The sequence below is a fragment of the Micromonospora sp. CA-249363 genome, from assembly GCF_050950185.1.
Classification (GTDB): domain Bacteria; phylum Actinomycetota; class Actinomycetes; order Mycobacteriales; family Micromonosporaceae; genus Micromonospora.
This window is the reverse complement of sequence record NZ_CP192020.1, coordinates 6,803,478-6,830,124: the sequence shown is the minus strand read 5'-3', so window position 1 is coordinate 6,830,124 and position 26,647 is coordinate 6,803,478. Positions and strand designations below refer to the sequence as shown.

28 protein-coding genes and 3 tRNA genes are annotated in these 26,647 nt (G+C 71.1%); 17 read left to right on the top strand and 14 right to left on the bottom strand.

Translation table 11 applies throughout. The features are described from left to right. Positions 1-34 precede the first annotated feature (34 nt). The 5 genes from ACQPZK_RS30755 (at position 35) to ACQPZK_RS30735 (ending at position 4,556) form a co-directional block, all read left to right on the top strand. Entirely contained in the window at positions 35-1,048 is a 1,014-nt protein-coding gene (locus tag ACQPZK_RS30755; RefSeq protein ID WP_433536214.1) for an aminoglycoside phosphotransferase family protein, read from the top strand. A 112-nt stretch (positions 1,049-1,160) separates the two neighbouring features. Then, positions 1,161-1,676 (top strand): hypothetical protein, encoded by a 516-nt coding sequence (locus ACQPZK_RS30750; RefSeq protein ID WP_433536213.1) that lies wholly within the window; start codon positions 1,161-1,163, stop codon positions 1,674-1,676. Positions 1,677-1,754: 78 nt separating this feature from the next. After that, entirely contained in the window at positions 1,755-2,447 is a 693-nt protein-coding gene (locus tag ACQPZK_RS30745) for a response regulator transcription factor (RefSeq protein ID WP_433536212.1), read from the top strand. A gap of 28 nt (positions 2,448-2,475) precedes the next feature. Beyond that, the gene (locus ACQPZK_RS30740; RefSeq protein WP_433539370.1) at positions 2,476-3,906 is read left to right on the top strand and encodes a histidine kinase dimerization/phospho-acceptor domain-containing protein; all 1,431 of its coding nucleotides are present in this window, start codon (positions 2,476-2,478) and stop codon (positions 3,904-3,906) included. A 56-nt stretch (positions 3,907-3,962) separates the two neighbouring features. Then, entirely contained in the window at positions 3,963-4,556 is a 594-nt protein-coding gene (locus ACQPZK_RS30735; RefSeq protein WP_433536211.1) for a hypothetical protein, read from the top strand. A 54-nt stretch (positions 4,557-4,610) separates the two neighbouring features. Here ACQPZK_RS30735 and ACQPZK_RS30730 read toward each other — a convergent pair whose 3' ends face one another. Then, positions 4,611-6,866 carry a hypothetical protein gene (locus ACQPZK_RS30730; protein ID WP_433536210.1) on the bottom strand — a complete coding sequence of 752 codons (2,256 nt, stop codon included), beginning with the start codon at positions 6,864-6,866 and terminating at the stop codon, positions 4,611-4,613. A gap of 124 nt (positions 6,867-6,990) precedes the next feature. Between ACQPZK_RS30730 and ACQPZK_RS30725 the strand changes: the two genes are divergently transcribed. Both ACQPZK_RS30725 and soxR read left to right on the top strand, forming a co-directional pair. Continuing rightward, positions 6,991-7,698: a glycosyltransferase family 2 protein gene (locus ACQPZK_RS30725; RefSeq protein ID WP_433536209.1), complete on the top strand. Its 708-nt coding sequence runs from the start codon at positions 6,991-6,993 to the stop codon at positions 7,696-7,698. A 48-nt stretch (positions 7,699-7,746) separates the two neighbouring features. Continuing rightward, entirely contained in the window at positions 7,747-8,202 is a 456-nt protein-coding gene (soxR, locus tag ACQPZK_RS30720) for a redox-sensitive transcriptional activator SoxR (RefSeq protein ID WP_433536208.1), read from the top strand. On the opposite strand, the gene ACQPZK_RS30715 is transcribed toward soxR, so the two are convergent. Beyond that, positions 8,185-9,162, bottom strand: coding sequence for an NAD(P)H-quinone oxidoreductase (locus ACQPZK_RS30715; protein ID WP_433536207.1), 978 nt, complete (start codon positions 9,160-9,162; stop codon positions 8,185-8,187). The two genes, soxR and ACQPZK_RS30715, sit on opposite strands and share 18 nt — an antisense overlap. 317 nt (positions 9,163-9,479) lie before the next feature. Between ACQPZK_RS30715 and ACQPZK_RS30710 the strand changes: the two genes are divergently transcribed. Then, a tRNA-Ser gene (locus ACQPZK_RS30710) sits at positions 9,480-9,566 on the top strand. Between the two features lie 18 nt (positions 9,567-9,584). Here ACQPZK_RS30710 and ACQPZK_RS30705 read toward each other — a convergent pair. The 4 genes from ACQPZK_RS30705 to ACQPZK_RS30690 form a co-directional block, all read right to left on the bottom strand. Next, positions 9,585-10,127, bottom strand: coding sequence for a DUF6036 family nucleotidyltransferase (locus tag ACQPZK_RS30705; protein ID WP_433536206.1), 543 nt, complete (start codon positions 10,125-10,127; stop codon positions 9,585-9,587). Next, positions 10,124-10,630: a helix-turn-helix domain-containing protein gene (locus ACQPZK_RS30700; RefSeq protein WP_433536205.1), complete on the bottom strand. Its 507-nt coding sequence runs from the start codon at positions 10,628-10,630 to the stop codon at positions 10,124-10,126. Before ACQPZK_RS30700 ends, ACQPZK_RS30705 begins: the two co-directional genes overlap by 4 nt. 36 nt (positions 10,631-10,666) lie before the next feature. Further along, entirely contained in the window at positions 10,667-11,839 is a 1,173-nt protein-coding gene (locus ACQPZK_RS30695) for a low temperature requirement protein A (protein ID WP_433536204.1), read from the bottom strand. Positions 11,840-11,911: 72 nt separating this feature from the next. After that, positions 11,912-12,067, bottom strand: a complete 156-nt coding sequence (locus ACQPZK_RS30690; RefSeq protein WP_433536203.1) for a hypothetical protein — start codon at positions 12,065-12,067, stop codon at positions 11,912-11,914. A 143-nt stretch (positions 12,068-12,210) separates the two neighbouring features. Here ACQPZK_RS30690 and ACQPZK_RS30685 point away from each other — a divergent pair, with 143 nt between their 5' ends. Then, positions 12,211-12,753, top strand: a complete 543-nt coding sequence (locus ACQPZK_RS30685; protein WP_433536202.1) for a YbhB/YbcL family Raf kinase inhibitor-like protein — start codon at positions 12,211-12,213, stop codon at positions 12,751-12,753. A 123-nt stretch (positions 12,754-12,876) separates the two neighbouring features. Here ACQPZK_RS30685 and ACQPZK_RS30680 read toward each other — a convergent pair whose 3' ends face one another. Further along, positions 12,877-13,587 (bottom strand): class I SAM-dependent methyltransferase, encoded by a 711-nt coding sequence (locus ACQPZK_RS30680; RefSeq protein ID WP_433536201.1) that lies wholly within the window; start codon positions 13,585-13,587, stop codon positions 12,877-12,879. Between the two features lie 213 nt (positions 13,588-13,800). On the opposite strand from ACQPZK_RS30680, the gene ACQPZK_RS30675 reads away from it, so the two are divergent. Beyond that, complete coding sequence (locus ACQPZK_RS30675) at positions 13,801-15,630, top strand: hypothetical protein (protein WP_433536200.1); 1,830 nt, start codon at positions 13,801-13,803, stop codon at positions 15,628-15,630. Between the two features lie 19 nt (positions 15,631-15,649). Here ACQPZK_RS30675 and ACQPZK_RS30670 read toward each other — a convergent pair whose 3' ends face one another. From ACQPZK_RS30670 to ACQPZK_RS30660, 3 genes are all read right to left on the bottom strand, one after another. Continuing rightward, the gene (locus tag ACQPZK_RS30670; protein ID WP_433536199.1) at positions 15,650-16,432 is read right to left on the bottom strand and encodes an IucA/IucC family C-terminal-domain containing protein; all 783 of its coding nucleotides are present in this window, start codon (positions 16,430-16,432) and stop codon (positions 15,650-15,652) included. A 208-nt stretch (positions 16,433-16,640) separates the two neighbouring features. After that, positions 16,641-17,552, bottom strand: a complete 912-nt coding sequence (locus ACQPZK_RS30665; RefSeq protein WP_433536198.1) for a hypothetical protein — start codon at positions 17,550-17,552, stop codon at positions 16,641-16,643. After that, the gene (locus ACQPZK_RS30660) at positions 17,549-18,067 is read right to left on the bottom strand and encodes a SigE family RNA polymerase sigma factor (protein WP_433536197.1); all 519 of its coding nucleotides are present in this window, start codon (positions 18,065-18,067) and stop codon (positions 17,549-17,551) included. Before ACQPZK_RS30660 ends, ACQPZK_RS30665 begins: the two co-directional genes overlap by 4 nt. Positions 18,068-18,229: 162 nt before the next feature. Between ACQPZK_RS30660 and ACQPZK_RS30655 the strand changes: the two genes are divergently transcribed. Further along, positions 18,230-19,759, top strand: a complete 1,530-nt coding sequence (locus ACQPZK_RS30655; protein WP_433536196.1) for a peptide deformylase — start codon at positions 18,230-18,232, stop codon at positions 19,757-19,759. A 69-nt stretch (positions 19,760-19,828) separates the two neighbouring features. On the opposite strand, the gene ACQPZK_RS30650 is transcribed toward ACQPZK_RS30655, so the two are convergent. Beyond that, entirely contained in the window at positions 19,829-20,944 is a 1,116-nt protein-coding gene (locus ACQPZK_RS30650; RefSeq protein ID WP_433536195.1) for a globin domain-containing protein, read from the bottom strand. Positions 20,945-21,088: 144 nt separating this feature from the next. Here ACQPZK_RS30650 and ACQPZK_RS30645 point away from each other — a divergent pair, with 144 nt between their 5' ends. After that, the gene (locus ACQPZK_RS30645) at positions 21,089-21,859 is read left to right on the top strand and encodes a CPBP family intramembrane glutamic endopeptidase (protein ID WP_433536194.1); all 771 of its coding nucleotides are present in this window, start codon (positions 21,089-21,091) and stop codon (positions 21,857-21,859) included. On the opposite strand, the gene ACQPZK_RS30640 is transcribed toward ACQPZK_RS30645, so the two are convergent. Then, on the bottom strand, positions 21,820-22,602 hold the full coding sequence (locus ACQPZK_RS30640; protein ID WP_433536193.1) for a hypothetical protein: 783 nt from the start codon (positions 22,600-22,602) through the stop codon (positions 21,820-21,822). The two genes, ACQPZK_RS30645 and ACQPZK_RS30640, sit on opposite strands and share 40 nt — an antisense overlap. Here ACQPZK_RS30640 and ACQPZK_RS30635 point away from each other — a divergent pair. The 3 genes from ACQPZK_RS30635 to ACQPZK_RS30625 all read left to right on the top strand — a co-directional run bounded on the left by ACQPZK_RS30635 (position 22,601) and on the right by ACQPZK_RS30625 (position 23,708). After that, positions 22,601-23,032 carry a hypothetical protein gene (locus ACQPZK_RS30635; RefSeq protein WP_433536192.1) on the top strand — a complete coding sequence of 144 codons (432 nt, stop codon included), beginning with the start codon at positions 22,601-22,603 and terminating at the stop codon, positions 23,030-23,032. The genes ACQPZK_RS30640 and ACQPZK_RS30635 overlap by 2 nt on opposite strands. A 477-nt stretch (positions 23,033-23,509) precedes the next feature. Continuing rightward, positions 23,510-23,600: transfer RNA gene (locus ACQPZK_RS30630), tRNA-Ser, on the top strand. A 35-nt stretch (positions 23,601-23,635) separates the two neighbouring features. Continuing rightward, positions 23,636-23,708: transfer RNA gene (locus ACQPZK_RS30625), tRNA-Arg, on the top strand. A 208-nt stretch (positions 23,709-23,916) separates the two neighbouring features. On the opposite strand, the gene ACQPZK_RS30620 is transcribed toward ACQPZK_RS30625, so the two are convergent. Together ACQPZK_RS30620 and sigJ are read right to left on the bottom strand one after the other, a co-directional pair. Continuing rightward, positions 23,917-24,150 (bottom strand): GntR family transcriptional regulator, encoded by a 234-nt coding sequence (locus ACQPZK_RS30620; protein ID WP_396803339.1) that lies wholly within the window; start codon positions 24,148-24,150, stop codon positions 23,917-23,919. A gap of 239 nt (positions 24,151-24,389) precedes the next feature. Further along, positions 24,390-25,325 carry an RNA polymerase sigma factor SigJ gene (gene sigJ, locus ACQPZK_RS30615; RefSeq protein ID WP_433539369.1) on the bottom strand — a complete coding sequence of 312 codons (936 nt, stop codon included), beginning with the start codon at positions 25,323-25,325 and terminating at the stop codon, positions 24,390-24,392. Between the two features lie 141 nt (positions 25,326-25,466). Between sigJ and wrbA the strand changes: the two genes are divergently transcribed. Continuing rightward, on the top strand, positions 25,467-26,129 hold the full coding sequence (wrbA, locus tag ACQPZK_RS30610) for an NAD(P)H:quinone oxidoreductase (protein WP_433536191.1): 663 nt from the start codon (positions 25,467-25,469) through the stop codon (positions 26,127-26,129). Positions 26,130-26,188: 59 nt separating this feature from the next. Beyond that, positions 26,189-26,614, top strand: coding sequence for a peptidase inhibitor family I36 protein (locus tag ACQPZK_RS30605; protein ID WP_433536190.1), 426 nt, complete (start codon positions 26,189-26,191; stop codon positions 26,612-26,614). Positions 26,615-26,647 lie beyond the last annotated feature (33 nt).

Sequence of the window (26,647 nt, the reverse complement as noted above, 5' to 3'; positions counted from 1 at the left end):
CCGACGTCCGGGCACGCCGCCTAGGGTGCCTCTCGTGACGACGATCGCCGGTGCGCGTACCTCCGACTGGTCCAATCAGGCGTGGCAGCAGCAGGCCCGGTCCTGGGTCGACGAGCAACTCGCGGGTGCCGGCCGGCGGGTCAGTGGGCCGGTCGAGTCCCGGGTACGGCCGTGGTCGCTGGTCTGGCGGATGCCGACCGACGACGGGCCGGTCTGGTTCAAGGCCAACAACCCCGGCACGGCGCACGAGGCGGTCCTGATTGCGACGCTGGCCGCGCTGACGCCCGAGCGGGTCCTGGCCCCGATCGGTGTGGACCGGGAGCGGGGCTGGTCGCTGCTCCCCGACGGCGGGGAGTCGCTGCGCGACGTGCTGGGCCACGACCCCGACCTGACGCACTGGGAGCGGGCTCTGCCCGGATACGCGGCGCTGCAACTCGCCACCGCGCCGCGCGTCGACGAACTGGTCGCCCTCGGCGTTCCGGACCACCGTCCGGAGGCGCTGGCCGGGCTGCTCGCCGACCTGCTCGACGATTCCGAGTCGCTGCGCGTCGGCGCCAAGGACGGGTTGACCGTCGAGACGTACGAGCGGTTGCGGGCGGAGCTGCCGGCGTACGCCCAGCGGTGCCGCCGGCTCGCGGACCTCGGCATCGAGGCGACCGTGCAGCACGACGACCTGCACGACGGCAACATCTTCGCCGGGCCGGCCGGATACCGCTACTTCGACTGGGGCGACGCCTCGGTGGCGCACCCGTTCGGCACGCTGCTGGTGACCCTGCGCTCCGTCCGGTACGCCACCGCGCTGTCGGCGGACGACGCCGGCCTGGTTCGGCTGCGGGACGCCTACCTGGAGGCGTGGACCGACCGCTACGACCGCCGCACCCTCGTCGAGGCCGCCGACCTGGCGATGAACCTGGGCGCGGTGAGCCGGTCGCTCTCCTGGCGACGGGCCCTGGACACGACCGACCCGGCCCGCGCCGAGTACGCCGAGGCGGTTCCGGGGTGGCTCGCCGAGCTGTTCGCCGCCACCCCGATCCAGCCCGAGAGCTGACCGGCATCCGTCCAGGTCGGAAATCGGACAGGCAGTGCGACGGGCTGACGTGGAACTTCCAAAAATTCGCCGTGACCCACGTCACCCCGCCGGGGACGTCGTTGGGCAGGTCATGGACGTCTTCTCCCGAACGTTCCTCCCGGCCGCCGCCGAGGCCGGCCTCGCCGTGCAGACCGTGAGCCGGCACATCCCGGTGTTCCGCCGCTGCGTCGGCTCCGGTGACGCGACCATCCTCGTCACGCGTTGCAGCCGCCCCGACCGTCCGGTCACCGGCGACTACCTGTTACTGCTCACCCACCGCCGGCTGGTGGTGACCCAGCAGACCCGCCTGCTGCACCGGCTGCGCCTGCACCTCAACACCGAGTTGCGTGAGCTGAGCAACGTCACGTGGAGCCCCGACCCGCGGCTGCACTCGGTCGAGCTGGCTGCCACCGCGATCGACGGGATCCGCGAGCGGTTCCTCATCCGTACCGCCCACCCGAAGCAGGTGTGGCAGCTCGACGCGCTGCTCAACCACGCCTTCCGGACCCGTCTGCGGGCACCCCGCGAACGGGTCCTGGCCACCATCGGCGACACGCCCACGCCGCCCGTACGACCCAGCGTGTTCCGGCCCGCCGTCGCGCGCTGACGTCGCACGACGCCCGCCTTTACCGAACCCGAACACGCACCGATCGCGTGAAGCCACCGGGTCGGCAATCATGGGCCGGTGACTTCGGAACCGCCGCAGCGCGGGCTCGTCCTCGTGGTCGAGGACGAGCCGGCCATCGCCGACCTGGTACGGCTCTACCTGGGCCGTGACGGGTTCGGCGTGCACCTCGAACGCGACGGTGCGGCCGGCCTGAGCGCCGCCCAGCGGCTGCGCCCGGTGGCCTGCGTCCTGGACATCGCCCTGCCCGGTCTGCCGGGCACCGAGATCTGCCGACGGCTGCGCGAGGCCGGCGACTGGACGCCGGTCATCTTCCTCACCGCCCGCGACGACGAGGTCGACCGGATCGTCGGGCTGGAACTGGGCGCCGACGACTACGTGACGAAACCGTTCAGCCCGCGCGAGCTGGTCGCCCGGGTACGCGCCGTGCTGCGCCGCAGCGCCGGTGGCCCGGAGGGCGCGGAACGCCCGCGCGTCGTCGGCCCGGTGACCCTCGACCCGGCCCGCCGGACGGTCACCGCCGGGGGCGTACCGGTGCAGCTCACCTCGACCGAATTCGACCTGCTGGCCCATCTCATGGCCCGGCCGGGGCGGGTCTTCACCCGCGAGGAGTTGCTGGCCGGGGTCTGGGGGTACGCCGCGCACGCCGGCACCCGGACCGTGGACGTGCACGTCGCCCAGGTCCGCGCGAAGCTCGGTCCGGCCAGCGTCATCCGCACCCACCGCGGCGTGGGGTACGCGGTCGATGCCTGAGCAACCGGCGCGCGTCGAGTCGCCGACCATGGCGCTACCGGTGGTCGGCGACCGCCCGTCGGCCGCACCCCGGCGTCGCCGGTTCGGCCGGACCCTGACCGCCCGCGCGGTGCTGGTCACCTGCGCGGTGGCGCTGGTGTCGGTGCTCGTCACGGCGATCGTCGCCGTGCCGCTGGCGATCCGGGGCGCGGAGCGACGCGACCAGGACGCCCTCGCGGCGCAGGCACGGCTCGCCGCCGAGGTACTGCGGACGCGGCTGGACCGGGGACGTGCCGCCGACGAGGAGCGGCTCATCCAGCAACTCCGTGACCAGGGCATTGACGCATACCTGATCCGGCGCGGCGCCGCCGACCGGCCGGGTCTGCCGCCGCGCGTGGTGCAGCGGATCGGGCAGGGCCGCAACGTGTCGGCGCGCCGGCCGGTCAACGGCCACCGCGCGCTGGTGGAGGGTCGGGCGCTGCCCGGCGGCAACGGGGTGGTGCTCTCCCGCTCCACGTCGAACGGGCTGTGGGCGCAGGTGCTGCTCAGCCTGTGGCTGCCGCTGCTGGCCGGGCTGGCCGCCGGTGTCGTGGCCGGTCTCCTGCTGGCCCGCCGGTTGGCCCGGCCGATCCGCGTCGCGGCCACCGCCGCCGCCCGGCTGCGCGCCGGGGACCGCGCCGTACGGGTGCCGGTCGAGCCGCCGGACGAGGTCGCCGACCTGGCCGAGGCGCTGAACGGCCTGGCCGCGGCGCTGACCACCAGCGAGGGTCGGCAGCGCGAGTTCCTGCTGTCCGTCTCGCACGAGCTGCGCACCCCGCTGACCGCGATCCGGGGTTACGCCGAGGCGCTGGCCGACGGGGTCATCGACGCGAACGGCAGCGCCGACACCGGCCGGACCATGCTGGCCGAGGCCCAGCACCTCGACCGACTGATCGGCGACCTGCTGGCGCTGGCCCGGTTGGAGGCCGCCGACTTCCCGTTGGAGCCGGTACCCGTCGACCTGACCCGACTGGCCGTCGACGCGGAGCCGACCTGGTCCGGCCGGTGCGCGGCGGTCGGTGTGCCGTTCCGACTGGAGACGCCCGGTGGGCCGGTGTCCGCGTACACCGATCCGGGTCGGATCCGGCAGGTGCTGGACGGGCTGCTGGAGAACGCGCTGCGGGTCGTACCCCCGGGTGCGCCCGTGGTGCTCGCGGTCCGGCCGGTCGGTGCGGACCCGGCGGCCGGCGGTGTGCTGGAGGTCCGTGACGGCGGGCCGGGCTTCACCGACGACGACCTGGCGGTGGCGTTCGAGCGCGGGGCGCTGCACGAGCGGTACCGGGGGGTGCGCAAGGTGGGCAGCGGCCTCGGGCTGGCGCTGGCCGCCGGGCTGGTGCGCCGGCTCGGCGGGGAGATCGTCGCGGGTCACGCGCCCGAGGGTGGGGCTGCCTTCACGGTCCGGCTGCCCGGCGATCCTTACCGGACCCGAACATCGGCCTGACGGTCCGCTCGTCCTTTGCGGGAAGGCTGAGGGCTCCACGGACGAGAGGGAGAGTCATGCCACGTTGGGGATTCGTCACCGGCACCACGGCACTGTTCGCTGCGGTGGCGCTCGGCGTCAGCGGGTGCGGGGCGGCCGAGGTGGCCAGCCAGCCCGCGCGGGACGCGGCGGTCGAGGTCGCCGCCGCGATGGGTGTGGAGGGTCAGGCGCTGACCGCGATGGGCTTCGACGCCGCCGACCTGGACGTGCAGACCGTCGCCGCTCCGGCGACGCCCGAGCCCTCCCCCACGGCGGCCGAGAAGGGCAAGCCGAAGCGCGGCGAGGAGTGGCGCAAGCGTCGCCAGGCCCGCGTGCTGCTGCGTAAGAACACCCTGCACGGCGAGGCGGTGGTGCAGACCAAGGAGAACGGTACGCAGACCGTCGTCGTGCAGCGCGGCGCGGTGACCGCCGTCGACGGTGACTCGATGACCGTCAAGTCCACCGACGGTTTCACGATGACCTGGACCTTCGGCGACGACCTGCGTGTCGTCGAGAAGCGGGCGACGGTGCAGCCCAGCGAGGTGAAGGTCGGCACGACGGTCGGAGTCGCCGGCGCCAAGGACGGCGACAAGGGCGTCGCCCGGCTCGTCCTCATCCCGCGCGTCAAGTAGGCGACGAGAAGGGCCCCGCACGTCGTACGTGCGGGGCCCTCGCCTGCCGTCGTCTCAGCGGCCAGGGGGCAGGGCGTACCCGACGTAGTCGCGGAACTCCAACCGCCACCCGGCCGGGACGAGCTTCGCGCAGGTCGGCTGGCTGCCGGTGCAGACGATCGCGTCCACGGAGGCCGGGTCGGCCGGTGGGCGCTCCGGCAGGACCGACTGCAACGACACCAGCTCCGGCGAGCGGCCGTCCGCCCGGCGCAGCAGCAGCCACCACGGGTACTCCCAGTCGTCGTTCCGCTCGACCAGCCCGATCCGGCGCGCGCCGCTGTCGCGGACCGCCGCCGCGGCCCACCGGAACTCGTCGGCCCACTCGGGACGGCGCAGGAACCGGGTGTCCCAGTCCGAGGTCGTGAAGACCGAGCCCGAGCCGACGAGCCGACGCGGAAAGCCGTACGAGAGTGCGAGCACCCCGGCCAACGCCGAGGTGGCCAGCACGACGACGACCGCCACGGCGGCCACCGAGCGTCGCCCCCGACCCGGTCCGGCGGGGTTCGTCGCCTGGTCGTCGCCACGACGCAGGACCGCGTCCAGCCACCGGCCGGCGAGCGGGACGGCGAGCACCAGGGCGTAGAGGATCAGCCGGTTGCCCCACGGCTGCCACTTGATCATCGAGGTGTGCAGCAGCACGGCGGCCAGCACCACCACGGCGTACGCCCGCAGCGGCCCGGCCTGCGCCGGATCGATCCGGCGAGGGCGGACGAGGGCGACCAGCGCGCCGAGCAACGCCAGCGACCCGGCGATCGGGAACGCCACCCGATCCTCGTCCGGGTACCAGGCCGGCACCGGGAACACCTCCCGGCCGAAGGTGATGGCCCGGTCCTGTGGGTCGACGCCGATCGCCTCCGCGCCGCCGATGATCGCGTCCGCGCCGGCGGTCCGCAGCGGCGCGATCGGAGTGTCGAACGCCGTGTGCCCGATGCGCAGCGCGTTGACCAGGATCGAGGCCGGGTCGTGCCGTTCCATCGGGATCGACTCGCGCAGCCGGGGCGGGCCCAACGGGTGCCCGAACTCGGCCGTCACCCGGGCCAGGAACGGGCCGACGACCAGCGCCGCCACCGCCAGGATCAGCACCGAGCCGGTGACGACCCGGAACACCGGCCGCACCCGAGAGGCCGACGCCCCGACGCTCGGTGCCCGACCCGCCGGTCCGATATTCGCCGCCCGACCCGCCGGTTCAGCCGCTGATGACCGAGCTGTCAGGGCCAGCCGGAGCTGGGCCAGACCCCAGAGCACCAGCAGCGGACCCACCGCGATCAGGCCACTGGTCTTGGTCACGGCGGTCAACCCGGTGGCGGCTCCCAGGCCGAGCACGGTTCCCCAGCCGGTCCGCCGGCGCAGACCGTCAAACGCGAGGGTCGCCGCGCACGCCACCCACGCCGCGCAGACCAGGTCGGTCTGCGTGCTGGTCGCCTGTAGCGCGACCATCGGGGTGCTGGCCAGCACGAACGCGGTGATCAACTGGGCTCGGCGGCCGCCGCCGAGCTGCGCGGTGATCCGGGCGGCCACCAGTAGGCAGAGCACCCCGGCGGCCCACTGCACCAGGTTGTGCAGCGCGTCGCCGCCGGTCAGCAGGCGCAGGTGCAGCAGCAGGTACTCGGCGCCGGGCGGGATGGTCACCTGCCGGTGGATGGCCGTGGGCCAGAAGTCGAGGTCACCCTGGGCCACCCAGTGCTCGACCTTTGGCAGGTGGTACGTCTGCGAGTCGAAGTTGTTCGGCTCGGCCAGCAGTGCGATCAGCAGTTCCAGCAGCACCAGGCCGCCGATGCCGCCGGCGAGCAGCCGCTCGCCCCGACCCGCCGTACGCCAACTCTCGGTCGCCCGGGCGAGCAGTCTGGCGCGTACTCCATCTGGCTGGACCGGTGCGGCCGCGCGCCCGCCCACCGGGCCGTCCCCGACGGCCGGGGTGGGTGTGTCCGAGGTTGTGCCGGCGGTCACCGCCGCGCCCACCGGCACCGGCCTCGGCGTGGCGGTGGTCGGGCGGGCGGCCGGGGCGTCGCGCCGCCGGCGCAGAGCGACCGCCGTCGCGGCGGCGAGGAGAAAGAGCAGCCAGGCGACGGCGAACGCCGGCCGGGTCAGCGCGTGCAACGCGCCGAGCACTTCGACGACGAGCACCGCGTACGCGCCGGTGAGCAGCGCGGCGCGTACCGCGGCGAGCCGGGACGGGGCCAGCGCGGCCGTCCCGTGCGGCTTCGACGCGATCGTGAGCAGGAGCACCGAGGCGGCGGGGAGCACCGCGAGCAGGGAGCCGGCAGCCGACATGGCGGGAAGTAAACACCATTGGGCTGAAACCGCCACGCCGGCTGTCCGACGGTGGCGGCCACCGTTGGGCTGACCAGCCAGGCTAGGCTATGCCCGACGTGTTGTCGCCACCGTGGAGATTCCCGTGAAGCTCTCGATCCTCATGCCGGTCTACAACGAGGAAGAACGCATCGCGGATGCCCTCAAGCAGGCATTGGCGGTGGACTACCCCTGCGAGATCGAGCTGGTCGTGGTCGACGACGGCAGCCGTGACGGCACCGGCGAGGTCCTCGGTCGCGCCGACGACGCGCGCCTGCGGGTGATCACCCATCAGCGCAACGCGGGCAAGGGCGCGGCCATCAAGACGGCGGTGGACAGCGCCGAGGGCGACTACATGGTCATCCTGGACGCCGATCTGGAGTACGACCCGCAGGACATCCCAAAGCTGCTCGACCCGGTGCTCGACGGGCGGGCGACGGTCGTCTACGGCAATCGCACGTTCGGCAGCCACAGCGCGTACAGCTTCTGGTACGTGATGGGCAACAAGGGCGTCACGATGGCGGCGAATGTCCTCTTCAACTCGTACATCGGTGACCTGGAGACCTGCTTCAAGCTGATGCCGGTGGAGCTCTACCGGTCGTTGGAGGTGCGCTCGCGGGGCTTCGGCATGGAGGCCGAGGTGACCGGCAAGCTGCTGCGCCGCCGGATCCGCCCGTACGAGGTGCCGATCAGCTACCGGGCCCGTGGCCGCGAAGAGGGCAAGAAGATCACCTGGAAGGACGGCGTCGAGGCGATCTGGATCCTCGGTCGTGAGCGCGCCCGTCGCCGGCCGGCGGTCTCGTCCGCGCGCTGATCGCCGGTAACCTTGAGTTGAAGTCCACTTCAACTCAAGGATGCGGTGATGCAGGACGCGTTGACGATCGGTGAGCTGTCCGTACGCTCCGGCGTGGCGCCGTCCGCGCTGCGCTACTACGAGCGCCTCGGCCTGATCCGCGCCGACCGCACCGGCGGCAACCAGCGCCGCTACGCCCGCGCCGAACTCCGGCGGGTCGCCTTCATCCGGATCTCCCAGCAGGTCGGCGTCTCCCTCGACGAGATCCGCGAGGCGCTGGAATCGCTGCCCGGAGGCCGGACCCCCAGCCCGCAGGACTGGGAACGTCTCTCCGCGAGCTGGCGCGGCCGGCTGGACGAGAAGATCCGACTGCTCACCAAGCTCCGCGACGACCTCGACGGCTGCATCGGCTGCGGCTGCCTGTCGATGCAACGCTGCATGCTCTACAACCCGGGCGACACCCTCGCCGCACAGGGCCCCGGCGCCCGCCTCATGCTGCCGCCCGCCTCACCCGAGGGTGAGTAGTACCTTCCCGACGTGGTCGCTCGCCTCGACCAGCCGGTGCGCCTCGGCCGCCTCGGCCATCGGCAGCCGCCGGTCCACCACCGGGCGGACCGCGCCGGCCGCGACCAACGGCCACACCTCATCGCGTACGCCCCGGACGATCGCCGCCTTCTCCGCCAGCGGCCGGGAGCGCAGCGCGGTAGCCGACACGCTGGCCCGCTTGGCCAGCAACGCCCCGAGATCCAACTCGGCCTTGCGGCCACCCTGCATCCCGATCACCACGAGCCGGCCGCCGGTGGCGAGCGCTGCCACGTTCCGCCCCAGATAGGACGCGCCGATGATGTCGAGGATGACGTCCGCGCCGTGACCGTCGGTGGCCTTGTCGACCTCCTCGACGAAGTCCTGCTCCCCGTAGTCGATCGTGTGCGCAGCGCCCAACTCGCGCAGCCGGGCGTGCTTCGTCGTGCGGGCGGTCGCCAGGACCGTGGCGCCGAGCGCCGCCCCGAACTGGATTGCGAACGTGCCGATCCCACTGCCCCCGCCGTGCACCAGCAGCGTGTCGCCCGCTACGAGCCGGCCCACGCCCACCACGTTCGACCAGACCGTGCAGGCCACCTCGGGCAGCGCCGCGGCGTCGACCAGGTCGACGCCGGCCGGTACGGGCAGCAGCTGACCGGCGGGCACCGCGACGCGCTCCGCGTACCCGCCGCCCGCCAGCAGAGCACAGACCTCCTGGCCGACGGACCACCCGGTCACCTCCGGGCCGACCTCGTCGATCACCCCGGAACACTCCAGACCGAGGTACGGGGGCGCGCCCGGCGGCGGCGGATAGTGCCCCTGCCGTTGCAGCAGGTCGGCACGGTTGATCCCGCTGGCCCGCACCCGGACGATCACCTCGCCCGGGCCGGGCTCGGGATCGGGGACCTCGGCCCAGACCAGCGCGTCGGGTCCACCGGGCTGCGGAACGGTGATGGCTCGCATGCCCCCAGTCTCACCCGCCGCGCCCCGCGCCGCAGGCGCACCCCTCGCGGCGTGCGGTCTTGGTCAGGCCGTGGCCGGCTTGATCAACTCGGCTTCCAGCATCCCGGGCGGTCCGCGGGCGTGGTCAACTCGACTTCCGCGAAACCGGGGCATCCCGACGCGCGCGATGCCCCGGTTTCAGGGAAGCCGAGTCGATCAGCGCCACAGTGGACGCTCGGGCTGCCGCCTGGCCGGCGCTTTTCGGGGAGGGACGGCGAGCCCGCCGCCGGGAGCCGTGGCAGACTGTTCACGGCCGCGCACCCTCGGGTGCCGGTCCGGGAGGGTTCGCCTAGTGGCCGATGGCGCTGGTCTTGAAAACCGGTAAGGCAGCGATGTCTTCGTGGGTTCGAATCCCACACCCTCCGCAAGATGCCTTGCCGCCGTCAGGTCGCTGGCAGGTAACTGGCGATCCAGTCCCTCAGCCGCTTCAGCACCAACGGATGCACGTCAACCATCTCGATCCGCTCGGCGACCACTGCTGGATCGACGAGCCCGGCCCGGATCAGCGCATCGGCGAAGGCGTGGTCCTTATCCCTGCCGGCTACGAGCTTGGACACGACACAGTCGTGAGGTTCGAGCGTGTAGCCCCGCCCCGGGTGGGTGCTCTGAGACTCCACCAGGACCAGCCGATCCCGCCAGCCATCGGGCAGCCTCGCCGTCGACACGCTCACGCCCTGGGCGTAGTAGCCGTTCGTCTCGTGGAACAGCGACAGCTCGCCGATGGCACCGTCGACCTGGTCAGCCTTCCGGTCGTCGGGGTCGTCGAAGAATGCCACGTCGACCTCCATCGAGGCGGTGGCCTCGAGGGGGAGTCTGCTCTCCGGGATTGCCCCCAGCACCGACTGGCTGCCGATGACGAGAACGTCCCGGTCTCCGACGATCTGGCACGCGGACCGCAGGACATGCTCCAGTTGCTCGCGTCTCACGCCACTCGCCCCCAGCCGCTGCGCGTGAAGGAGTTGAGAACCTTCGCGCGCTGTGGCTGCGACAGGACCCCGGCGAAGGGCGAGTTCTGTCGCAGTTCCACAGCTTCCGGATCGTCGGAGGTCAGCGTCTTGAGGACGGCACCCACACCTTCGTTGATTTTGTCCTGCCAGCGCTTGAGCCAGACTTCGGCCATGGTCCCCCGGTGCTGCCGCAGGAGTCGATCGAGATTCTCCCTGGCTTTGTTCATCACCGCGTCCGGGTCGGTGACCAAACTCCCCGCTATCGCCTGGTGCAGCCACAGCGACTTGAGCTGATCACGAGTCAGTTCCGGCTTGGGGCGCAGCAGCGCCTCAACATGTTCTCGCCTGATCCTCCGATGCGCGCCGACCTTCACGAACGGTAGTTCGCCACGCTCGCACAGGTTGACCACCTGCTGGCGCGATGTTCCCAGCAGCTTGGCCACCTGACCTGTGGTCAGGAGGTCGTCACCCGTCGTCGCCATGTGTGGAGCATGCGCCACAAGCGCTAAAAACACAAATCATTTGATCGCATTCCGCTGGTCACGCCGGCTCGTTCGGCTGGTCCACGCCTCGTAGCCGAGTAGGGCGGCGAGGAACGCGGTCAGCAGGCCGAGGGCGGCCAGAGCCGGCAGGTGTCGGCCGACGGGGAGCAACAGCAGCGTGACGCCGGGCGCGAGGAACTGCTCGGGTCGTACGCACCGGATGCTGAGGGCGAGGAAGGTCGCCCGGCCCCCGAGGTACAGGGCGGTTCCACCGAACAGCGCGGTGGCCGGGATCCATCCCAGCGTGCCGTGCCCCAGCTCGGCCAGCACCTCTTCGACCCCCAGCGCCACGTAGATGGTCCCGGCGAGCAGGGGCAGGTGGGCGACGCTGTACGCGTTGCCGGCCACGAACCCGCGCCGCAGCCCGGACCGCGTCGTGAGTGCTCGGCCGGCGTTCCCGGCGCTCGCGAAGTACAGCCAGTACAGGCAGCCCGTCACGCTGAGGGTGAGCAGCCCGGCCAGGAGCGTCCGCCCCTGGATCATCTGGGTCCCGACTCCCGCGCCGACCGAGATGAGGGACTCGCCGAGCGCGATGATCAGGACCAGTCCGTGCCGCTCCACGAAGTGGCCGGGGCTACGGACCGGCCACCCGCTCAGCCGCAGGGCGAGCACTCCACCGCCCATGTCGACGACGAGCGCCGCCGCCCAGAGCAGGATCTGCGGAGTGCCCCCGAACAGCGCGCCGAGGACGAGCGGGATCCAGGACAGCGCGGTGGTGAGGGAGTAGAGCCGGACGGTCCGCAGCATCCGGGGATCGTCCGAGGCCACCCAGTGGAAGAGGATGAACTGGGTCGTCCGCACCACGATGTACGCCAGCACCAGGATCAGCCGCGGCATCGCCGTACCCGGGCCGGTCTCCCAGACCTCCGGGATGACCAGCGCGATGAGGAAGATGGCCCCCATCGCCGCGGTCACGCCGGCGCAGATCGGCCCGACGTCGATGCGGACGGAGTTGCCCAGCCAGGCGTAGACCAACCAGGAGTTCCACAGCAGCATGAGGACGAGCAGTCCCTGCACCAGGGTCACCGGCGCGGGCCGTTCGCTCATGAACGTGGTGACCCGGATGAGCCCGAACACGAGTACCAGGTCGAAGAAGACCTCGAACAAGGTCGGTCGGTGCGTCTCCGCCGTGACCACTGGCCGCGCCATCAGGTCATCTTCACGGCCCGCGCCAGCGGCGGTCCCGCGCCTGGCCCTCCGGTCACCCCCGCGGGTCTGCGGCTACGTGCCCTCGGGCTCGTCCCGCCGGGCCTCGCGGATCGTCGTGTCGGCGAGCCGTTCGACGGCACGTCGACGCTCCTCGGCGAGCGCCTGCTCGTCCGGTTTGCGCAGGACGCCGACGACGGCGACCACAAAGTCCCGCCAGATGCTGAGCAAGAAATTCCCCCCGTGGAACGCTTCAGGGGCCTCACCCTAGCCCGCGTCCGTGATCCGGCACACCCCTACCAATCGGTCGTTCCACGCCGTGGAAAGGGGTATGAAGAGGCAGGTATCTGCCCACTCCGGAAGGACGCGTCCCGATGACCCTGGAACGACCGATCGCCCCGGACCCGTACGAGCTACTGCCGACCGTCCCTTCGTTCACGCTGACCAGTGACGACGTGCAGAACGGCGAGCCGATGGACGTCCGGCACGCGCACGGCAGCACCGGCGGTGAGAACGTCTCGCCGCAGCTCACCTGGTCGGACTTCCCCGCCGAGACCAAGAGCTTCACCGTCACCTGCTACGACCCGGACGCGCCGACCGGCAGCGGCTTCTGGCACTGGCTGCTGGTGAACGTGCCGGTCGACGTCACGCAGCTGCCCACCGGCGCCGGGGGCGCGGCGGGCACCGATCTCGGCGGCGCGTTCTCCGTCCGCAACGACTACGGCGAGCAGGGGTACGGAGGCGCGGCGCCGCCTCCCGGTGACCGCCCCCACCGGTACGTCTTCGCAGTACACGCCCTGGACGTAGACCGCCTGGAGCTGACCCCTGACGCAAGCCCCGCCTACGTAGGCTTCAACCTGACCTTCCACACCCTGGCACGAGCGGTGATCCGCCCCACGTACCAGATCAAGGAGTAACCCCCGACCCTCCCCGTCCCCCGTCCCCGTCCTCCCCCCTCCGCGTCGATCTTGCACTTTCTGCGCTCACATATCCCCGCACAAGGGACGTGTCGGCAACAGAAAGTGCAAGATCGACGAAAATCAGGCCGGGACTCGGGCTACGGCGAAGACGGACTGGCCGAACGGGGGGTGGACGAGCTGTTCGGCGGCCTTGGTGGCGGGGAGGACCAGGGTGTCGTACACCTTGACCATGGGGCCCTCCTTCGGCATGAGCCGGAAGACCTTGGTGGCCATGAAGTAGCCGATCAACCCGAGCGCGTTCGCGTAGTGGATCTTCTCCACCGTCAGGCCGGCCTCGGTCATCGCCGCACCGAGCGTCTTCTTCGTGTAGCGCCGGACGTGGCCGGTGGCGATGTCGGCCGGGCTCATGGCGAACTGGAACGCCGGCACGATGATGATCACGGCGCCGCCGGGTCGGACCAGGTCGCGCATGCTCTGTAGCGCGCCCACGTGGTCCTCGATGTGCTCCAGCACGTTGTACGAGACCGCGGCGCTGTAGTTTCCCCGATCGTTGTGCGGCAGCAGCATCTGCCGGACGTCGACCCCCGGCTGCTCGGCGAGCCGCTCCTTGAGCTGCACGAGTCGGTCGGGATCGGCCTCCGTCGCGGTGAACCGGGGTAGGCGCTCCGACCATTCCAACGCGTAGTCGCCGAGGCCGCTACCGATCTCGATCGGGTCGTCACCGAGGTACGGCACCGCCAGCTCGACGAACCAGCGACGGTGGTTGACGGCCATCGCCAGGCCCTCAAGCACCTCGGACTGGACGCGCTGGTCCCCAGTGATTTCTGCCATGCGTCGATTCCTCACGATATGAACTCGACCCGTGCCTGGACCGACAGAGTGAATCATCCGCTTGGATGGCAGAGGAATCGGGGGAGCTGTCGGCCGAATTGCGGGGTCGGGGGGTGGGCACGTGATCGGCGGTCGGCGAACCCGGCACATAGTACGGCAGTACCTCGAAACATGTCACGGCACCGTCATAGGCTGACTACCCTATGAATTGTCATGACTACTCCCGAATCGGACGCTCCCGGCGACGGTCCGTCCACCGCCTCGCGGGTGGAGGAGCCCGGCGACGGCGATCGGTTGCGCCGCAACGGGAAGTGGACCGATCTGGCCGCCGTGCTGAGCTTCGTGGTGCTCGGCTTCTGGGTCACCGGGCGTCTGTGGTGGGACTCGGGCAGTGGCGTGCGGGACAACCGCTCGGACCAGTCGCAGTTCGAATGGATGATGGCGCACGGTGCGCGGGTGGTGACGCAATTCGCGTATCCGTTCCACTCGGACCAGATGAACGTGCCCGACGGCGTCAACCTCGTGGCAAATACGTCCGTATTATCCATTTCATTGCCAATGACGCCGATTACCCTGCTGTTTGGCCCACGTGCGTCATTCCTGCTCTTTCTTACTCTCGGAATGATCGCCACCGCCACGGCCTGGTACTTCCTGCTCTCCCGCGTCCTGGTCGGCAGCCGGGGGCCGGCCTGGCTGGGCGCCGCCTTCTGTGCGTTCGCGCCGGCCATGGTGTCGCACGCCAACGGGCACCCGAACATCGTGTCGCAGTTCGTCGTCCCACTGATCATCTGGCGTACGCTGCGACTCGCCGACCCCGGCCGCTGGCTGTGGAACGGTGTGCTGCTCGCCCTGGTGATCGTCTGGCAGGCGTTCCTCAACCTGGAGATCCTGCTGATGACCGCGATCGGGCTCGGCGTGGTCGTCGGCGCGCTGGCCCTCGCTCGCCCCGCCCTGCGGTCACGGACCCGAGGATTTCTAGCCGGCCTGGCGGTCGCCGCCGTGGTCGCCGGTGTGCTGCTCGCGTATCCGCTGTACGTGCAGTTCTTCGGACCGGGCGCCTACTCCGGGCTGTCCAGCCTGATCCGCGGTTACTCCAGTGACCTGGCCTCGTTCGTGGCGTACTCCCGGGAGTCGCTGGCCGGCAGCCCGCGTACCGCCGCCGGCCTGGCCAAGAACCCGACCGAGGAGAACAGCTTCTTCGGTTGGTCGCTGCTCGTGCTGGTGGTCGCTCTCGTCTGGTGGCTGCGGCGGTCGGCGGTGGTGCTCGCGCTGGCCGGGCTCGGGCTGCTCTTCGCGGTGCTCTCGCTCGGGCGGGAGATCCGCTTCAACAATCGTGGCACCGGAGTGCCGGGACCCTGGGCGGCACTGGAGAACCTGCCCATCCTGCATTCGGTGGTGCCGACCCGGTGGGCGCTGGCGATCACCCCCATCATCGGGGTGCTGCTCGCCTACGGCGCCGAGCGCGCCCGCGAGTTGGCCCGCGCGCGTCCGGCCGCCCGACCGCAGATCCGCTTCGCCACCGCGACCGTGCTGACGATGGCCCTGCTGCCGATCCTGCCCACCCCGCTGCCGGTGGTCCAGCTGGATCCGGTCCCCACCTTCGTGACCAGTGGGGCCTGGCGGCCGTACGTGGCCGGTGGGCGCAGTGTGGTCACCCTGCCCCTGCCGGACACCACCTACGCGGAGCCGCTGCGCTGGTCCGCCGTCACCCGGCTCGACATGCCGCTGGCCCGGGGCTACTTCCTCGGACCGGACACCCGCCCGAGCGCGGAGCCGCCGAAGGTCGCCCTGTTCACCGCGCCGCCCCGGCCCACCAGCAGCTTCTTCGCGACCATCCGCCGTACCGGCGCGGTGCCCCCGATCACCCCGCAGAGCCGGGTCAGGGCGGTCGACGACTTGCGCTACTGGCGGGCCGGCGTGGTGATCCTCGGACCGCACGAGCACGAGATGGAGCTGCGCCGCGGTATGACCGAGTTGACCGGTATCCAGCCGACCTTCGCCGGGGGCGTCTGGGTGTGGGACGTCCGACCGCTGACCGATTGAGGGCCCGGACGCGCCCGGATCAGCCCTGGCGGACGCAGCAGCCCTGGCAGACCTTGGGGCTGGGCAGCGTGAAGGCCAGGCAGCAGGTGCGGCGCTGAACTGTCGGCTCGCCGGCCGGGCCGGGGACCAGCTCGACCAGATCGGCCAGGTCGAGCGCGCCGAGCAGGGTGTCGATGCTCTGCACGGTCGAGCCGGGCAGCGCGTCCGCGGCGCGTAGGACGCCGTGCGCGATGCCGGAGGCGACCGAGCCGAGCAGCGTCCGGGTGCCCACCCGCACCTCCGCCTGGATCGCCGCGATCAGCGGCGCCAGGTGGGCGTCGAGCAGGGTGGCCCGAAGCTCGGCGAGCAACTCCGCCTCACCCGCGACGACGCGTACCTCGGGCAGGCCGGACAGCGCCAGCGGATCGCTCGGCAGCACCGCCACGGTGGCGCTGCGGCGCAGGCCCAGCGTGATCAGGGGCCGGTGGTCCTCGAAGTGGATCAGGACGTCGGACGGGTGGAGTAGCGGCACCCGGCGGGCCGAGGCCCAACCGAGTACGACCGGCAGTGCCGCCCAGTAGCTGTACGACTTCCAGGCCAGTGCGGCGCAGGCGTGCGGGGTGCCGCCCCAGCGGACGCTCGCCGCGCGCAGCAGCTCCGGCAGGCGGGTGCCGTCGATCAGGGTCGTGGCGGGCGCCCAGCCGATCTCGTCGTCGACCAGCAGGCCTCGGGCGAGCCCGGGGAGGTCGTCGGTGCCGAACATGGTCCGCAGCGCGACGGTGACGGGGGCGAGCGGCGTGGCGGTCACGTCCCGCCTCGGCATCACCGCAGTCACCTGAGCCGTCCCCCGTCCGAGTGGCCGAGGAGTGCACCCCGGCGGACGACCAGCTGCCGTCCTGAGCTAAGGCTAGCCTAACCAAGCTCACCGGTATACGCGAGCGTCTGTAATCCGAGCGACAGGCGCTGCCGGATCCGGACACCGGGAGAGGCCCCGGACCGCGTACCGCGATCCGGGGCCTCGTAAACGCGACCTAGTCGTTCAAGCCGCAGTCCTTGGCCGGGGTGGGCGTGCAGGGCAGCTTCCGGTAGTCGGCCGGCGGCGAGACGGTCACCTTCGCCAGGTTGTCCTTGCTGCGTGGCAACCACTCGTAGTCACTGGTGGTGGTGCCGGTGAACAACTTGTTGACCACCCGGACCGGCAGGTAGGACTCCGCGTCGACCCAGATCTGCATGGACTCCTCGGCGGTCTTCGCCGCGTCCAGGGCGCTGTCCGGGCCGCCCAGCCACTGCAGGTGCACGGTCTGCCTGCCGTTCAGCCGCTCCTTCCCGACGAGCGTCACCTTCCCGCTGTCCACCGCGCGCTTGAGGTCCCCGGGGTTGAGCGACGGCGGTAGGTGTTGGACCTGGTCGGTGTTGGCGGGCGCGAGCGAGGTGACCGGGTAGGTCCACCACTTCTTCTTGTCATGGTTCAACTCGACGACGGTGGAGCCGTCCAGCGCGAGGGTGTACGAGCGGACGTCGCCGTAGAAGATCTTGTTGTCCTGCCGCTCACGCTTGGTCGTGGGGTCGGCCCAGAGCTCGATCATGCTCGCCGGCTTGCCGTCGCGGCCCACGTGCTTGGCGGTCTCGTGCTGGACGTACCCGGGGAGTCCGCTCAGGGCGGTGGCCGTTCGCTCGGCGACGTAGCCGACGGTGAGCATCTCCGGCGTCTCCGCCGTGGCGCCACCGCCTCCGGTGCCTCCGGGAGCGAACGCCAGCGAGGCGCCCACGGCCACGGCGACGATCACCGGCAGGACGGCGGCGAAGCCCAACGCCCGGGTACGACTGCGGTTCCTACGGTGCAGGGTCTCGGTGAGATCCGCTGGTGCGGTCATCGTGTGCATCTCCTCGTGGAGCCGGTCGCCCAGCAGGCGGCCCAGCTGTTCGTCGTTCAGAGCGGTCATCGCAGGGTCCTTGCCTCTTCGGTTTCGTGAAGGTCGCCGAGTAGTTCGCGCAGCCGCGCCAGCGCGCGGGAGGTGTACGACTTGACCGTTCCGATCGAGCAGCCGATCAGCTCCGCCGTCTGCTCGATGGAGAGGTCTTCGAAGTAGCGGAGCACGATCACCTGTCGCTGCCGCACGGGAAGTTGGGCGAGCGCCCTGGCGACCGTCTGCCGCTCCCCGACGCCGTCGAACCCGGAGTCGGTGGAACGGAACGCGTCGGGGTTGTCCGGCAGCGCCGTCTCACGCGGGCGTCGCAACAGGTCCCTGATCCGGTCCCGGGACAGGTTGACCATGACCTGCCGGACGTACGGCTCGGGCGCCTCGCGGGCCTTCGACCAGCGACGCATCGTGCGCAGCAGCGCCGTCTGCAGCAGATCCTCGGCGTGGCCCCGGTCCCCGGTGAGGAGGTACGCGAGCCGCAGGAGCGCCGCCGACCGCTGTTCGACGAAGCTGTCGAAACTCGGATCAACTCTCACGGGGATAAGGACTCCGACCGTCCGGCGGGGGTTGCCACCGCCGGCCACCGTCACACCCGGTATCCACGGGTTCGCTGTCAAGCGGTGTGTCGGGAACATGCCAGTTGAGTGTGCGCTCAGCCACGGAACGTGAAACTGATATTCCCGGCCGCGAGGAAGCCGATGACGACCTCACCCCTCGAACGGGCTGCCGAGTCCTTCGCGGCCGAGCTTGCCCGCCAGCGCGCCGGGCGGGGCCTCTCCAAGAAACAGCTGGCTGTGCTGATGGGTTTCGACCCGTCCTACGTGAGCCACGTCGAAGGGCGTCGCCACCGCCCCACCGAGGACTTCGCCCGCCGCGCCGAGGCCGTCCTGGAGGCCAGTGGCGCGATCTGGCAGCGTTTCCGGGAGTACGACGACCTCCGGCACGCCCGCTCCAACCAACCGCAGCGCGAACCCCCGCTGTCCGGTCAGTGGCTTCCCCCCGGCACCGGCCTCGTGGTGGAGCGGGAACTGGCCACCCTCACCCACACCGACGACGGCTTCCGGTGCGTCATCCACCGCGAGCTCTACAACGCGGGCACCGAGCCGGTCACCCGCTACCTCGTCCGGGTCGCGGTGGACCGCTACCCGAACGACCCCGGTCGCTCCAACCGGCACCACCGGGAACACCCGCTCACCTTCGCCGAGCTGCAACTCCAGGCCCGACGCGACGACGGCCTCGGCGACCCGGAGCCGATGCACTGGCGGGCGAAACACGACCGGGACGCGTTCAAGGAGATCTGGCTGCTCTTCGAGAACGGAGAACGCCGCTTCCCGCTCTACCCCGGCGACCGGACCAGCATCGAGTACGCGTACAGCGTCGGACACGACAAGTGGGGTCCCTGGTTCCAGCGGGCCGTCCGGCTGCCCACCCGGCACCTCGCCGTACGCCTGGATCTGCCGGCGGCGCTCGACCCGCAGGTCTGGGGCGTGGAGACCTCGCTCTCGGCGGAGGAGGGCCCGCTGCGGACGGCCCCGCAGCGGCGCGACGAGGGCGACCGGGCGATCGTCGACTGGCAGACCGACGAACCGCCGCTGAACGCCCGCTACCGGATGCAGTGGCGCTTCCGGGCCCGGCCGGACACCGAACCGGACCTCGGCACCGGCAGCACCCGGGTCCGGCCCAGCGACCGGATGCGCGGGATCGGCATCGTGCAGCGCGGCGACGACCTGCTGCGTCAGCCGGTGCGACAGTTCGACCTGCCGAGCGAGGAGCCGGCGGCCCGCGACCTCGTGGACCGCCTCACCATGGCGTTGGCCCGGCTCGACGAGCTGCACCCGTTCAGCAAGGGAGTGGGCATCGCCGCCCCGCAGCTCGGCATCGGCCGTGCCGCCGCCGTCGTACGACCCCCCGACCGCTCGGCGGAACCGGTCGTCCTGCTCAACCCCCGCGTGGTCGACGCCGACCCGGAGACCGACGAGCAGTACGAGGGGTGCCTGTCCTTCTTCGACCACCGTGGTCTGGTGCCCCGACCGCTGCGACTCGACGTCGAACACGCCCAGTGGGACGGCAGTCGGATCATCACGTCGTTCGAGTTCGGCATGGCCCGGCTGGTCGCGCACGAGATCGACCATCTTCAGGGCCGGCTCTACGTGGACCGGATGGCGCCCGGCGTACCGCTGGTGCCGGTCGAGGAGTACCGGGAGAGCGGGCGACCCTGGCGTTACTGATGCAGGGAGGGACCGGGGCGCGCGCCCCAGGGGGCAGGGGCACGCGCCCCGGTGTGGGGGGAGGAACGTCTAGAGATCGCCGAACGTGTCGTAGCGGATGTTCGGCGGTGGCACCTCGTCGGCGGCCAGCACCCGCAGCGTCGACCGGACCATCTGCGCCGACCCGGAGACGTAACAGTCGTGCGTGGTCCACGGGCCGTACCGGGCCACCACGTCCGCGATGTCGCCCAGCTCGCCGTCGAAGTCGGGGTCGTCGCTGCACGCCGCGGTGACCGACAACCACGGGTGTGCGGCCACCAGATCCTGCAAGCCGGCCAGTCCGTACAGGTCCGTCGCCTGCCGGGCGCCGTAGAAGACGTGCACCCACCGCGTCCGGTTGTAGGTGGCCAACTCCTCCACCAGCGCCTTGATCGGCGCGAGCCCGACGCCGCCGGCCACGCAGAGGATGTCCCGCTCGGAGGAGCGGTCCAGGGTCATCGACCCCATCGGCGCCGCCAGGCGCAGCAGATGCCCGGGCTGCACCCGGCGGACCAGCGCCCCGGAGACCCACCCCGCGCCGGGGCTGCGGACGTGGAACTCCAGCACGTTGTCGTCGTTCGGGGCGTTCGCCACCGAGTAGTTCCGCCACACCCTCGGGTGGAAGCGGGGCAGCTCCAGGCTGACGTACTGGCCGGCCCGCCACGGCAGCGGGTGTTGCAGGGCCCGGCAGGTCAGTACGGCGATGTCGGGGCCGTGGCGCTCGTGGGTCAGCACCTCGGCGTGCCAGAACGGCGGGTTGTCGTCGTCGGCGGCCCCGGCCACCATCTTCGCGCAGATGGCCGCGTACGCGTCCCGCCACGCCTGGTCGTACTCCAGGTTCCAGCCGTCGCCGGCCGTGCTGCGCAGCGCGTCGAGCAGCGCGACGCCCATCGTGGCGTAGTGCCGTTCGTCGACGTGGTACTTGCGGTGGTCGCGACCCAGCGCGCGCAGGAACTCGTCGAAGCTCTCCGGGTCGTCCACCGTGTGGATCGCCGTGATGATCGCCTCCAGCAGGCGGTCACCCTGGCCGGCCATCTGCACCGGGAAGAGCTGGCGCAGGGCGGGGTCGAGCAGGAACACCCGAGCGTAGAAGTGCCCGGTCAGCCGCTCCCGGTCCTCCTCGACCAGGGTCCAGCTCTCCTTCAGCAACCGTGCGACGTTGTCCACCGGTGCTCCTTCTCCAGACGACAGCGGATCGGGCACCCATAGAATCTCCACGGAGCGTGCACACCGGTCGCACAGAATGTGCGATCGGTTCATGCCGGCCGGTCGGCCCTGCCCGCTGACCTGTCCGTCGGGCAGAGTGGTGCGGTGACCGTTGAGCTGACCCGTCCGGTGTCCCGCCGGCTGCTGGGGACCGAAACGTTGCTGGTCCTGGGCCTGTCCCTCGGCCAGTCCGCCGTCTACGCGGTGGTCTCGATCATCGCGAAGCTGACCGCCGAGGGCCCGCTCTCCAAGCAGACCGCGTCGCTGAACACCTCCGCGTCGGCCCGCCCCTGGCTGGACCTGACGTACCAGCTCCTCGGCATCGTGTTCGCGCTGCTTCCGGTGCTGCTCGCCGTACACCTGCTCAGCCGGGACCCCGGCGACCCGGCGCGGACCCTCGGCCTGGACGCGCGGCGGCCCGGCCAGGATCTGGCCCGGGGCGCCGGCCTGGCCGCGCTGATCGGCCTGCCCGGCCTGGCCCTGTTCTGGGTGGCGGCGCAGCTCGGCCTCAACGCGACGCTGGTGCCGGCGGCCCTACCGCACGTCTGGTGGGCGGTCCCGGTGCTGATCCTCGCCGCCGTGCAGAACGCCGTGCTGGAGGAGGTGATCGTGGTCGGCTACCTGGTCACCCGGCTGCGTCAGCTCCAGTGGCGGCTCGCCGCGATCATCGCGGCCAGCGCGCTGCTGCGCGGCAGCTACCACCTTTACCAGGGCTTCGGCGCGTTCGTCGGCAACGCGGTGATGGGCGTGGTGTTCAGCCTCTTCTACCTGCGTACCCGCCGGGTGATGCCCCTGGTCATCGCCCACACCGTGCTCGACGTGGTCGCCTTCGTCGGCTACGCCTCGCTGCCCCGCGAGTGGTTCGACTGGTTGTGAGGCGGCCGGTAGGCGGCCACCGCCCGGGCCGCCAGCCGATCGGCCGCCGCCGCGTCGCCGAGCGTGGCGGCGACCACCGCCGCCCCCGGCACCAGTCGGGACGCCAACCGCAACGCCACCCATCCGCCGGCCTGCGCGGTGAGCGGCGCCGCCAGCCGCCAGGCGGCCTCCGCCGCCTTGGGCCACGCCCCCTCCACCGGGTCGCCGGCGTCCCGCGCACCGGTCAGTGCCGCCCGCGCGCTCGCCGCGTCCGGATGCACCTGGGTCAACACCAGCAGCTCCTCGGCCCGATCGGGATGCGCCGGGTCCCGGCCGTACGCCGCCGCGAGGTGCAGCACCAGGTTCGCCTGGGTCCACAGCACCGACACCAACTCCGCCAGCGGCGCGAAGAGCCCGGCGAGCGCCGCCGCCGCCCCTCCCGCGCCCGCCGCCCGCACGTACCGCCGGGTCGCCAGCCGCGCCAGACCGTCCGCCGGAGCGTCCGGGTAGCGGTCCCGCAGCCGCCGCGCCCACTCGGCCGCGCCGGGTCCGAGCGTCCGTACCGCCTCCATGGCCAGGAACTCCGGCGCGAAGCCGGGGTGGTCGCGCAGGCGGGCGATCACCGCCGGCAATTCGGGGGTACGGGGTGAGGCCGCCTCGGGGTTGCCCGACAGAACCGCCGCTGCGGCCGGCTCGGGGGTGATCGCGGGAGTCGCCTGTGGCGTGGGTGCCGGTGCGATTGCGGGTGCGCTCGCCTTCGGCATGGTGGTTCTGCTCGGGGTGGCCGTCTCCGGCTCTGCCGTGCGCGGGGACTCTCGCGGCGCGACCGGGTCCGAAATCGCCTTGTCCTGGGCCGTCGAGCGCGAGGTCGCCTTGCCCGGGGTCGCCTTGCTTGGGGCCGCGTTGCTTGGGGTCGCCTTGCTTGGCGTCTTCCTGCTCGGGGGCGTGGCGCGGGTGGGCGCGGCGCGCTTGCGGGGGGTCGGCGTGATCTCGGTCGGCTCGGGTGTGACGGGCGTCGCGTCCGGGAGGGCCGGCGTCGCGTCCGGGAGGGCCGGCGTCGGCGGGGGCGGCGCTGGTGTCGTGACGGCTGCCGTGCTGGTGGCGCTCTTGCGTGGCCGGGGAGCCCGCGCCTTCGGCGGCTGGCCTGTCGGCTCCTCGACCGTGCCAGAAGGCGTCTCGTCCTTGGCGGGCTGAGCTGCCTTCCTGGCGGGCTGAGCAGCCTTCCTGGCGGTCCTCCTGGCGGGGCGGGCCGCATCTTCGGCGGCGGGCCGCTCGGCCGGGGTGCTCTCCGCGTCGGCCGGGGCGGGTGCCGGCTGTCGGGGCAGGGGGCGATCCGGATCCGGCGGTTGAAAGATCACCGGTGCCGCCTTGACTCGGCGGGGACGCGGGCTCGCCGGTGCCGCAGGGGCGGTCTCGGCAGACTGCTCGGTCGCCTGCGGCGGCGTGAACGTGGCCCGCGCCGGGCGCCGACGCGGGCGCTCAGCAGGCTCCTGGCGGGTCGGTTCGCTGGGCGGCTGCTCCTGCATATCGATGGAGCGTAGTCCCGATCACGTCACCGCACAGCGGTGAAATACCGGGGCGGGCCGCCCCGGTCGGCGTACCCCGGAAGTCGCTTTGCCCCCGGTGGGTGCCGACCTGTATCCTCGGGCGCGGTGGTCTGCGGGCCACCAGGGAGACTTCGCCTAGTCTGGTCTATGGCGCCGCACTGCTAATGCGGTTGGGGTCTTAAAGCCCCTCCCGGGTTCGAATCCCGGAGTCTCCGCGCGAAAGCCGGGTGTGTACACTGGCTGAGCACGAGCGCCCGTAGCTCAATGGATAGAGCATCTGACTACGGATCAGAAGGTTAGGGGTTCGAGTCCCTTCGGGCGCACAAACAGCCCCCTAGCAGGCCGTCAAGGCAGCTAGGGGGCTTCTTTGTATCTGGGGCTGTAATTGTGAATGCCTTCCTGCTCTCCGTGGATGCCCGCTTGCAACCCAAGTGGCGGTGCTGAGGAGAAGCTGGAGAAATCCAGGACCGCCCCGTTAGGCGTGCGCCTCTGGGCTTCCGCATTTCAGGGTGGTGCGGGAGGGGTGAAGGGCTAGGGCTTCTCGGCCACGAACGTTCCGCGCCCGGTGAAGGTCACGACGAGCCCTCGCTCCCGCAGCAGCCGTACCGCTGCGCGGACCGTGCCACGAGCTACGCCGTGCTCCTGCTGCAACGTCGCCTCGCTCGGGAGCGGCTGGCGAGGCTTGAGCTTCCCGGATTCGATCTGCTTGGCGAGGAGATCGGCGAGCTGAACGTAAAAGGGGACCGGGCTCATCTCGTCAATCATGATCGACACAGTATGGACGCGCTACACGGGATGGCCATCAGGTACAGGCAGCCCGGGTTAGGCAGGCTGCCCGGGCTGTACAGGCTGTATAGGTTCGGCTGAATGCCCGGGGCGAGGCGGTGGCCCGGCGGGAGCTGTTCGTCCAGCCCGCCGGGCTCCGGAAGCTCTCCACGGCCCGGAAGCCGACCCCCGCGCGTACGCGATCCCTGTAGTCAAGGTCGTCGCAGGTCCGCCCGTGGTCAGCGGGTCGCGGCCCAGGAGCGGAGTTTGTCGGGGTTGAGTACGGCCCAGATGTGGTTGATGCGGTCGTCGCGAACATCGAACGCCATCACCGACACGGTGCTGCCGTCCCGCAGAGCCACAAGACCAGCCTGACCGTTGACCGTGCACTCCTGGAGCGTCACGCCGGCCGCCGCAGTGGGCCGGTCGACGAAGAAGCGGGCAACCTGCTCGGCTCCCTGGACCGGGTGGAGCGCGGCGGTGACGAGCCCGCCGCCGTCACCGGTCGCCGTGGCATCGGGTCCGAGCAGGCCGATGAGCGCCTCGATGTCGCTGGCCTCCCAGGCGCGTTTGAAGGCCCGGACGAGATCGGTACGTCGGCCTGACGCGCCCGCGTCCGGCCGGGGCACGCGGATGCGCCGCCGGGCCGACGCGGCGAGCTGTCGGCATGCCCCGGGGGTACGGCCGACGATCGCGGCCACCTCGGCGAAGGGGTAGCCGAAGACGTCATGCAGGATGAACGCAACCCGTTCGGCAGGAGTCATCGCGTCGAGTACGACGAGGAAGGCCATGCTGACCGACTCGTCGAGGGTGACCCGGTCGGCGGGGTCGGCGTCGCCGCTTGGCTGGCCGCTGATCCATTCGGCCCGGTCGGGCAGCGGTTCGGGGATCCATTCGCCAACGTAACGCTCGCGCCTGACCCGCGCGGAGCGGAGCAGGTCCAGGCAGATGCGGCTGGCAACTGTCGTCAGCCAGCCACCGGGCGCGTTGATGTGTTCCTGCTGGCGGGGGGACATGGCGTACCAGCGGGCGTAGGTCTCCTGCACGACGTCCTCCGCGTCAGCCAGGGAACCCAGCAGTCGGTACGCCAGGTTGGTCAGCTGACGGCGCTCCCTGATGATCGCGCTCAGGTTCGGGTCGGGCCGGCCGTGTAGCGGGTCGGACGGGTGGGCCATGAATTTCACCGGCTCCTTCAGACGATCTGGCTCACCCCTTACGACGAACCGTCGCCGCGAATTGTGCGGTCGCAGGTCGCCTCACATCTTCTCGCGCTGTCTCGTCGTACCGGTCAGAACCGCAGAGGGAGGAAATCGACCGTGGAACCCGTGCAGCTAGCGATCATCTACTACAGCTCCACCGGCACGATCCACACGTTGGCGCGAGCCGCCGTCGAAGGGGCCGAGAAGGCCGGTGCCACCGTGCGACTGCGCAAGGTCTTCGAAACCGCCCCGGCGGCGGCGGTCAGCGCCAGGCCGGAGTGGGACCAGCACCTGAAGGACACCGCGGACATTGCCGAGGCCAGCCACGACGATGTGGATTGGGCCGACGCGGTGCTCTTCGGCACTCCGACCCGCTTCGGCAATCCGGCCAGCCAGCTACGCGCATTCATCGACACGACGGGCCCGCTGTGGTTCCGGGGCAAGCTCGCCGACAAGGTGTATTCGGCCTTCACCTCATCCAATACGCCGCACGGCGGCCAGGAGTCCACTCTCCTGGCGCTGATGAACACCTTCTGCCACTGGGGCGGCATCATCGTGCCTCCCGGCTACACCGACCCCGTTCAGTTCCAGGCCGGCAACCCCTACGGCACCTCCCACGTGGTCGGCGACGGCCCGCCCGGCGAGGTGGTGCTTCAGGCGGCCCGCCATCAGGCCCGTCGGGTCGTCGACATCGCCGCCCGCCTCAAGGCGGGAGGACTCTGCCGGAGCCCTGGAGCAGAACGTCGCAGCTCGTCTCTACGGAATGTTCAGAAGGAATGAAGAACTGGTCGGTAGGTTCGTGGCACATTTTCTGCCGGCTACTTCTTGTTGGAGATGACGTGAAGAAGCGCAAAGCTTTCGCGGCTACGTTCGCTACCACCGCGGCCGTCGTGGCCTCGGTGACGGTCGCCCCGACGGCCGCGCAGGCGGTGTACAGGTGCGCCGAGAAGTACGTGGAGGTCTGCTTCTACGAGAACTTCGGCTGGACGGGTTCGACCATGGCGTTCCGGACCGTCGATGCCGGTGCCAGCTTCGCCGATTTCCGCTGGTACCAGTACACCAACGGAAAAAACCTGAACGATTCAGCGTCCTCCGTGTGGAACGGCAGTAATCACACGATCGGTGTCTTCGAGCACGGCTTCGCCGCCGGCAGTGGCGGCGGCAGGATCACGTTCGTTCCCGCGCACAGTGGAGTGGATTTCAGGGGTGGCGGAGACGAGATCCCGAACGACTCCGCGTCGGCGTTCGTGGTGTTCTACGACTGAGCCTTGTCGTGACGGCTGCTCGTCGGCAGCCCC

Coding starts and splice junctions, on each gene's coding strand:
- ACQPZK_RS30750 (WP_433536213.1), top strand. CDS start 1,161: ATGGACGTCTTCTCCCGAACGTTCCTCCCGGCCGCCGCCGAGGCCGGC.
- ACQPZK_RS30740 (WP_433539370.1), top strand. CDS start 2,476: ATGGCGCTACCGGTGGTCGGCGACCGCCCGTCGGCCGCACCCCGGCGT.
- ACQPZK_RS30735 (WP_433536211.1), top strand. CDS start 3,963: ATGCCACGTTGGGGATTCGTCACCGGCACCACGGCACTGTTCGCTGCG.
- ACQPZK_RS30730 (WP_433536210.1), bottom strand. CDS start 6,866: ATGTCGGCTGCCGGCTCCCTGCTCGCGGTGCTCCCCGCCGCCTCGGTG.
- soxR (WP_433536208.1), top strand. CDS start 7,747: ATGCAGGACGCGTTGACGATCGGTGAGCTGTCCGTACGCTCCGGCGTG.
- ACQPZK_RS30715 (WP_433536207.1), bottom strand. CDS start 9,162: ATGCGAGCCATCACCGTTCCGCAGCCCGGTGGACCCGACGCGCTGGTC.
- ACQPZK_RS30700 (WP_433536205.1), bottom strand. CDS start 10,630: ATGGCGACGACGGGTGACGACCTCCTGACCACAGGTCAGGTGGCCAAG.
- ACQPZK_RS30695 (WP_433536204.1), bottom strand. CDS start 11,839: ATGGCGCGGCCAGTGGTCACGGCGGAGACGCACCGACCGACCTTGTTC.
- ACQPZK_RS30685 (WP_433536202.1), top strand. CDS start 12,211: ATGACCCTGGAACGACCGATCGCCCCGGACCCGTACGAGCTACTGCCG.
- ACQPZK_RS30680 (WP_433536201.1), bottom strand. CDS start 13,587: ATGGCAGAAATCACTGGGGACCAGCGCGTCCAGTCCGAGGTGCTTGAG.
- ACQPZK_RS30675 (WP_433536200.1), top strand. CDS start 13,801: ATGACTACTCCCGAATCGGACGCTCCCGGCGACGGTCCGTCCACCGCC.
- ACQPZK_RS30670 (WP_433536199.1), bottom strand. CDS start 16,432: ATGCCGAGGCGGGACGTGACCGCCACGCCGCTCGCCCCCGTCACCGTC.
- ACQPZK_RS30665 (WP_433536198.1), bottom strand. CDS start 17,552: ATGACCGCTCTGAACGACGAACAGCTGGGCCGCCTGCTGGGCGACCGG.
- ACQPZK_RS30655 (WP_433536196.1), top strand. CDS start 18,230: ATGACGACCTCACCCCTCGAACGGGCTGCCGAGTCCTTCGCGGCCGAG.
- ACQPZK_RS30635 (WP_433536192.1), top strand. CDS start 22,601: ATGGTGGTTCTGCTCGGGGTGGCCGTCTCCGGCTCTGCCGTGCGCGGG.
- ACQPZK_RS30640 (WP_433536193.1), bottom strand. CDS start 22,602: ATGCCGAAGGCGAGCGCACCCGCAATCGCACCGGCACCCACGCCACAG.
- ACQPZK_RS30620 (WP_396803339.1), bottom strand. CDS start 24,150: ATGATTGACGAGATGAGCCCGGTCCCCTTTTACGTTCAGCTCGCCGAT.
- sigJ (WP_433539369.1), bottom strand. CDS start 25,325: ATGGCCCACCCGTCCGACCCGCTACACGGCCGGCCCGACCCGAACCTG.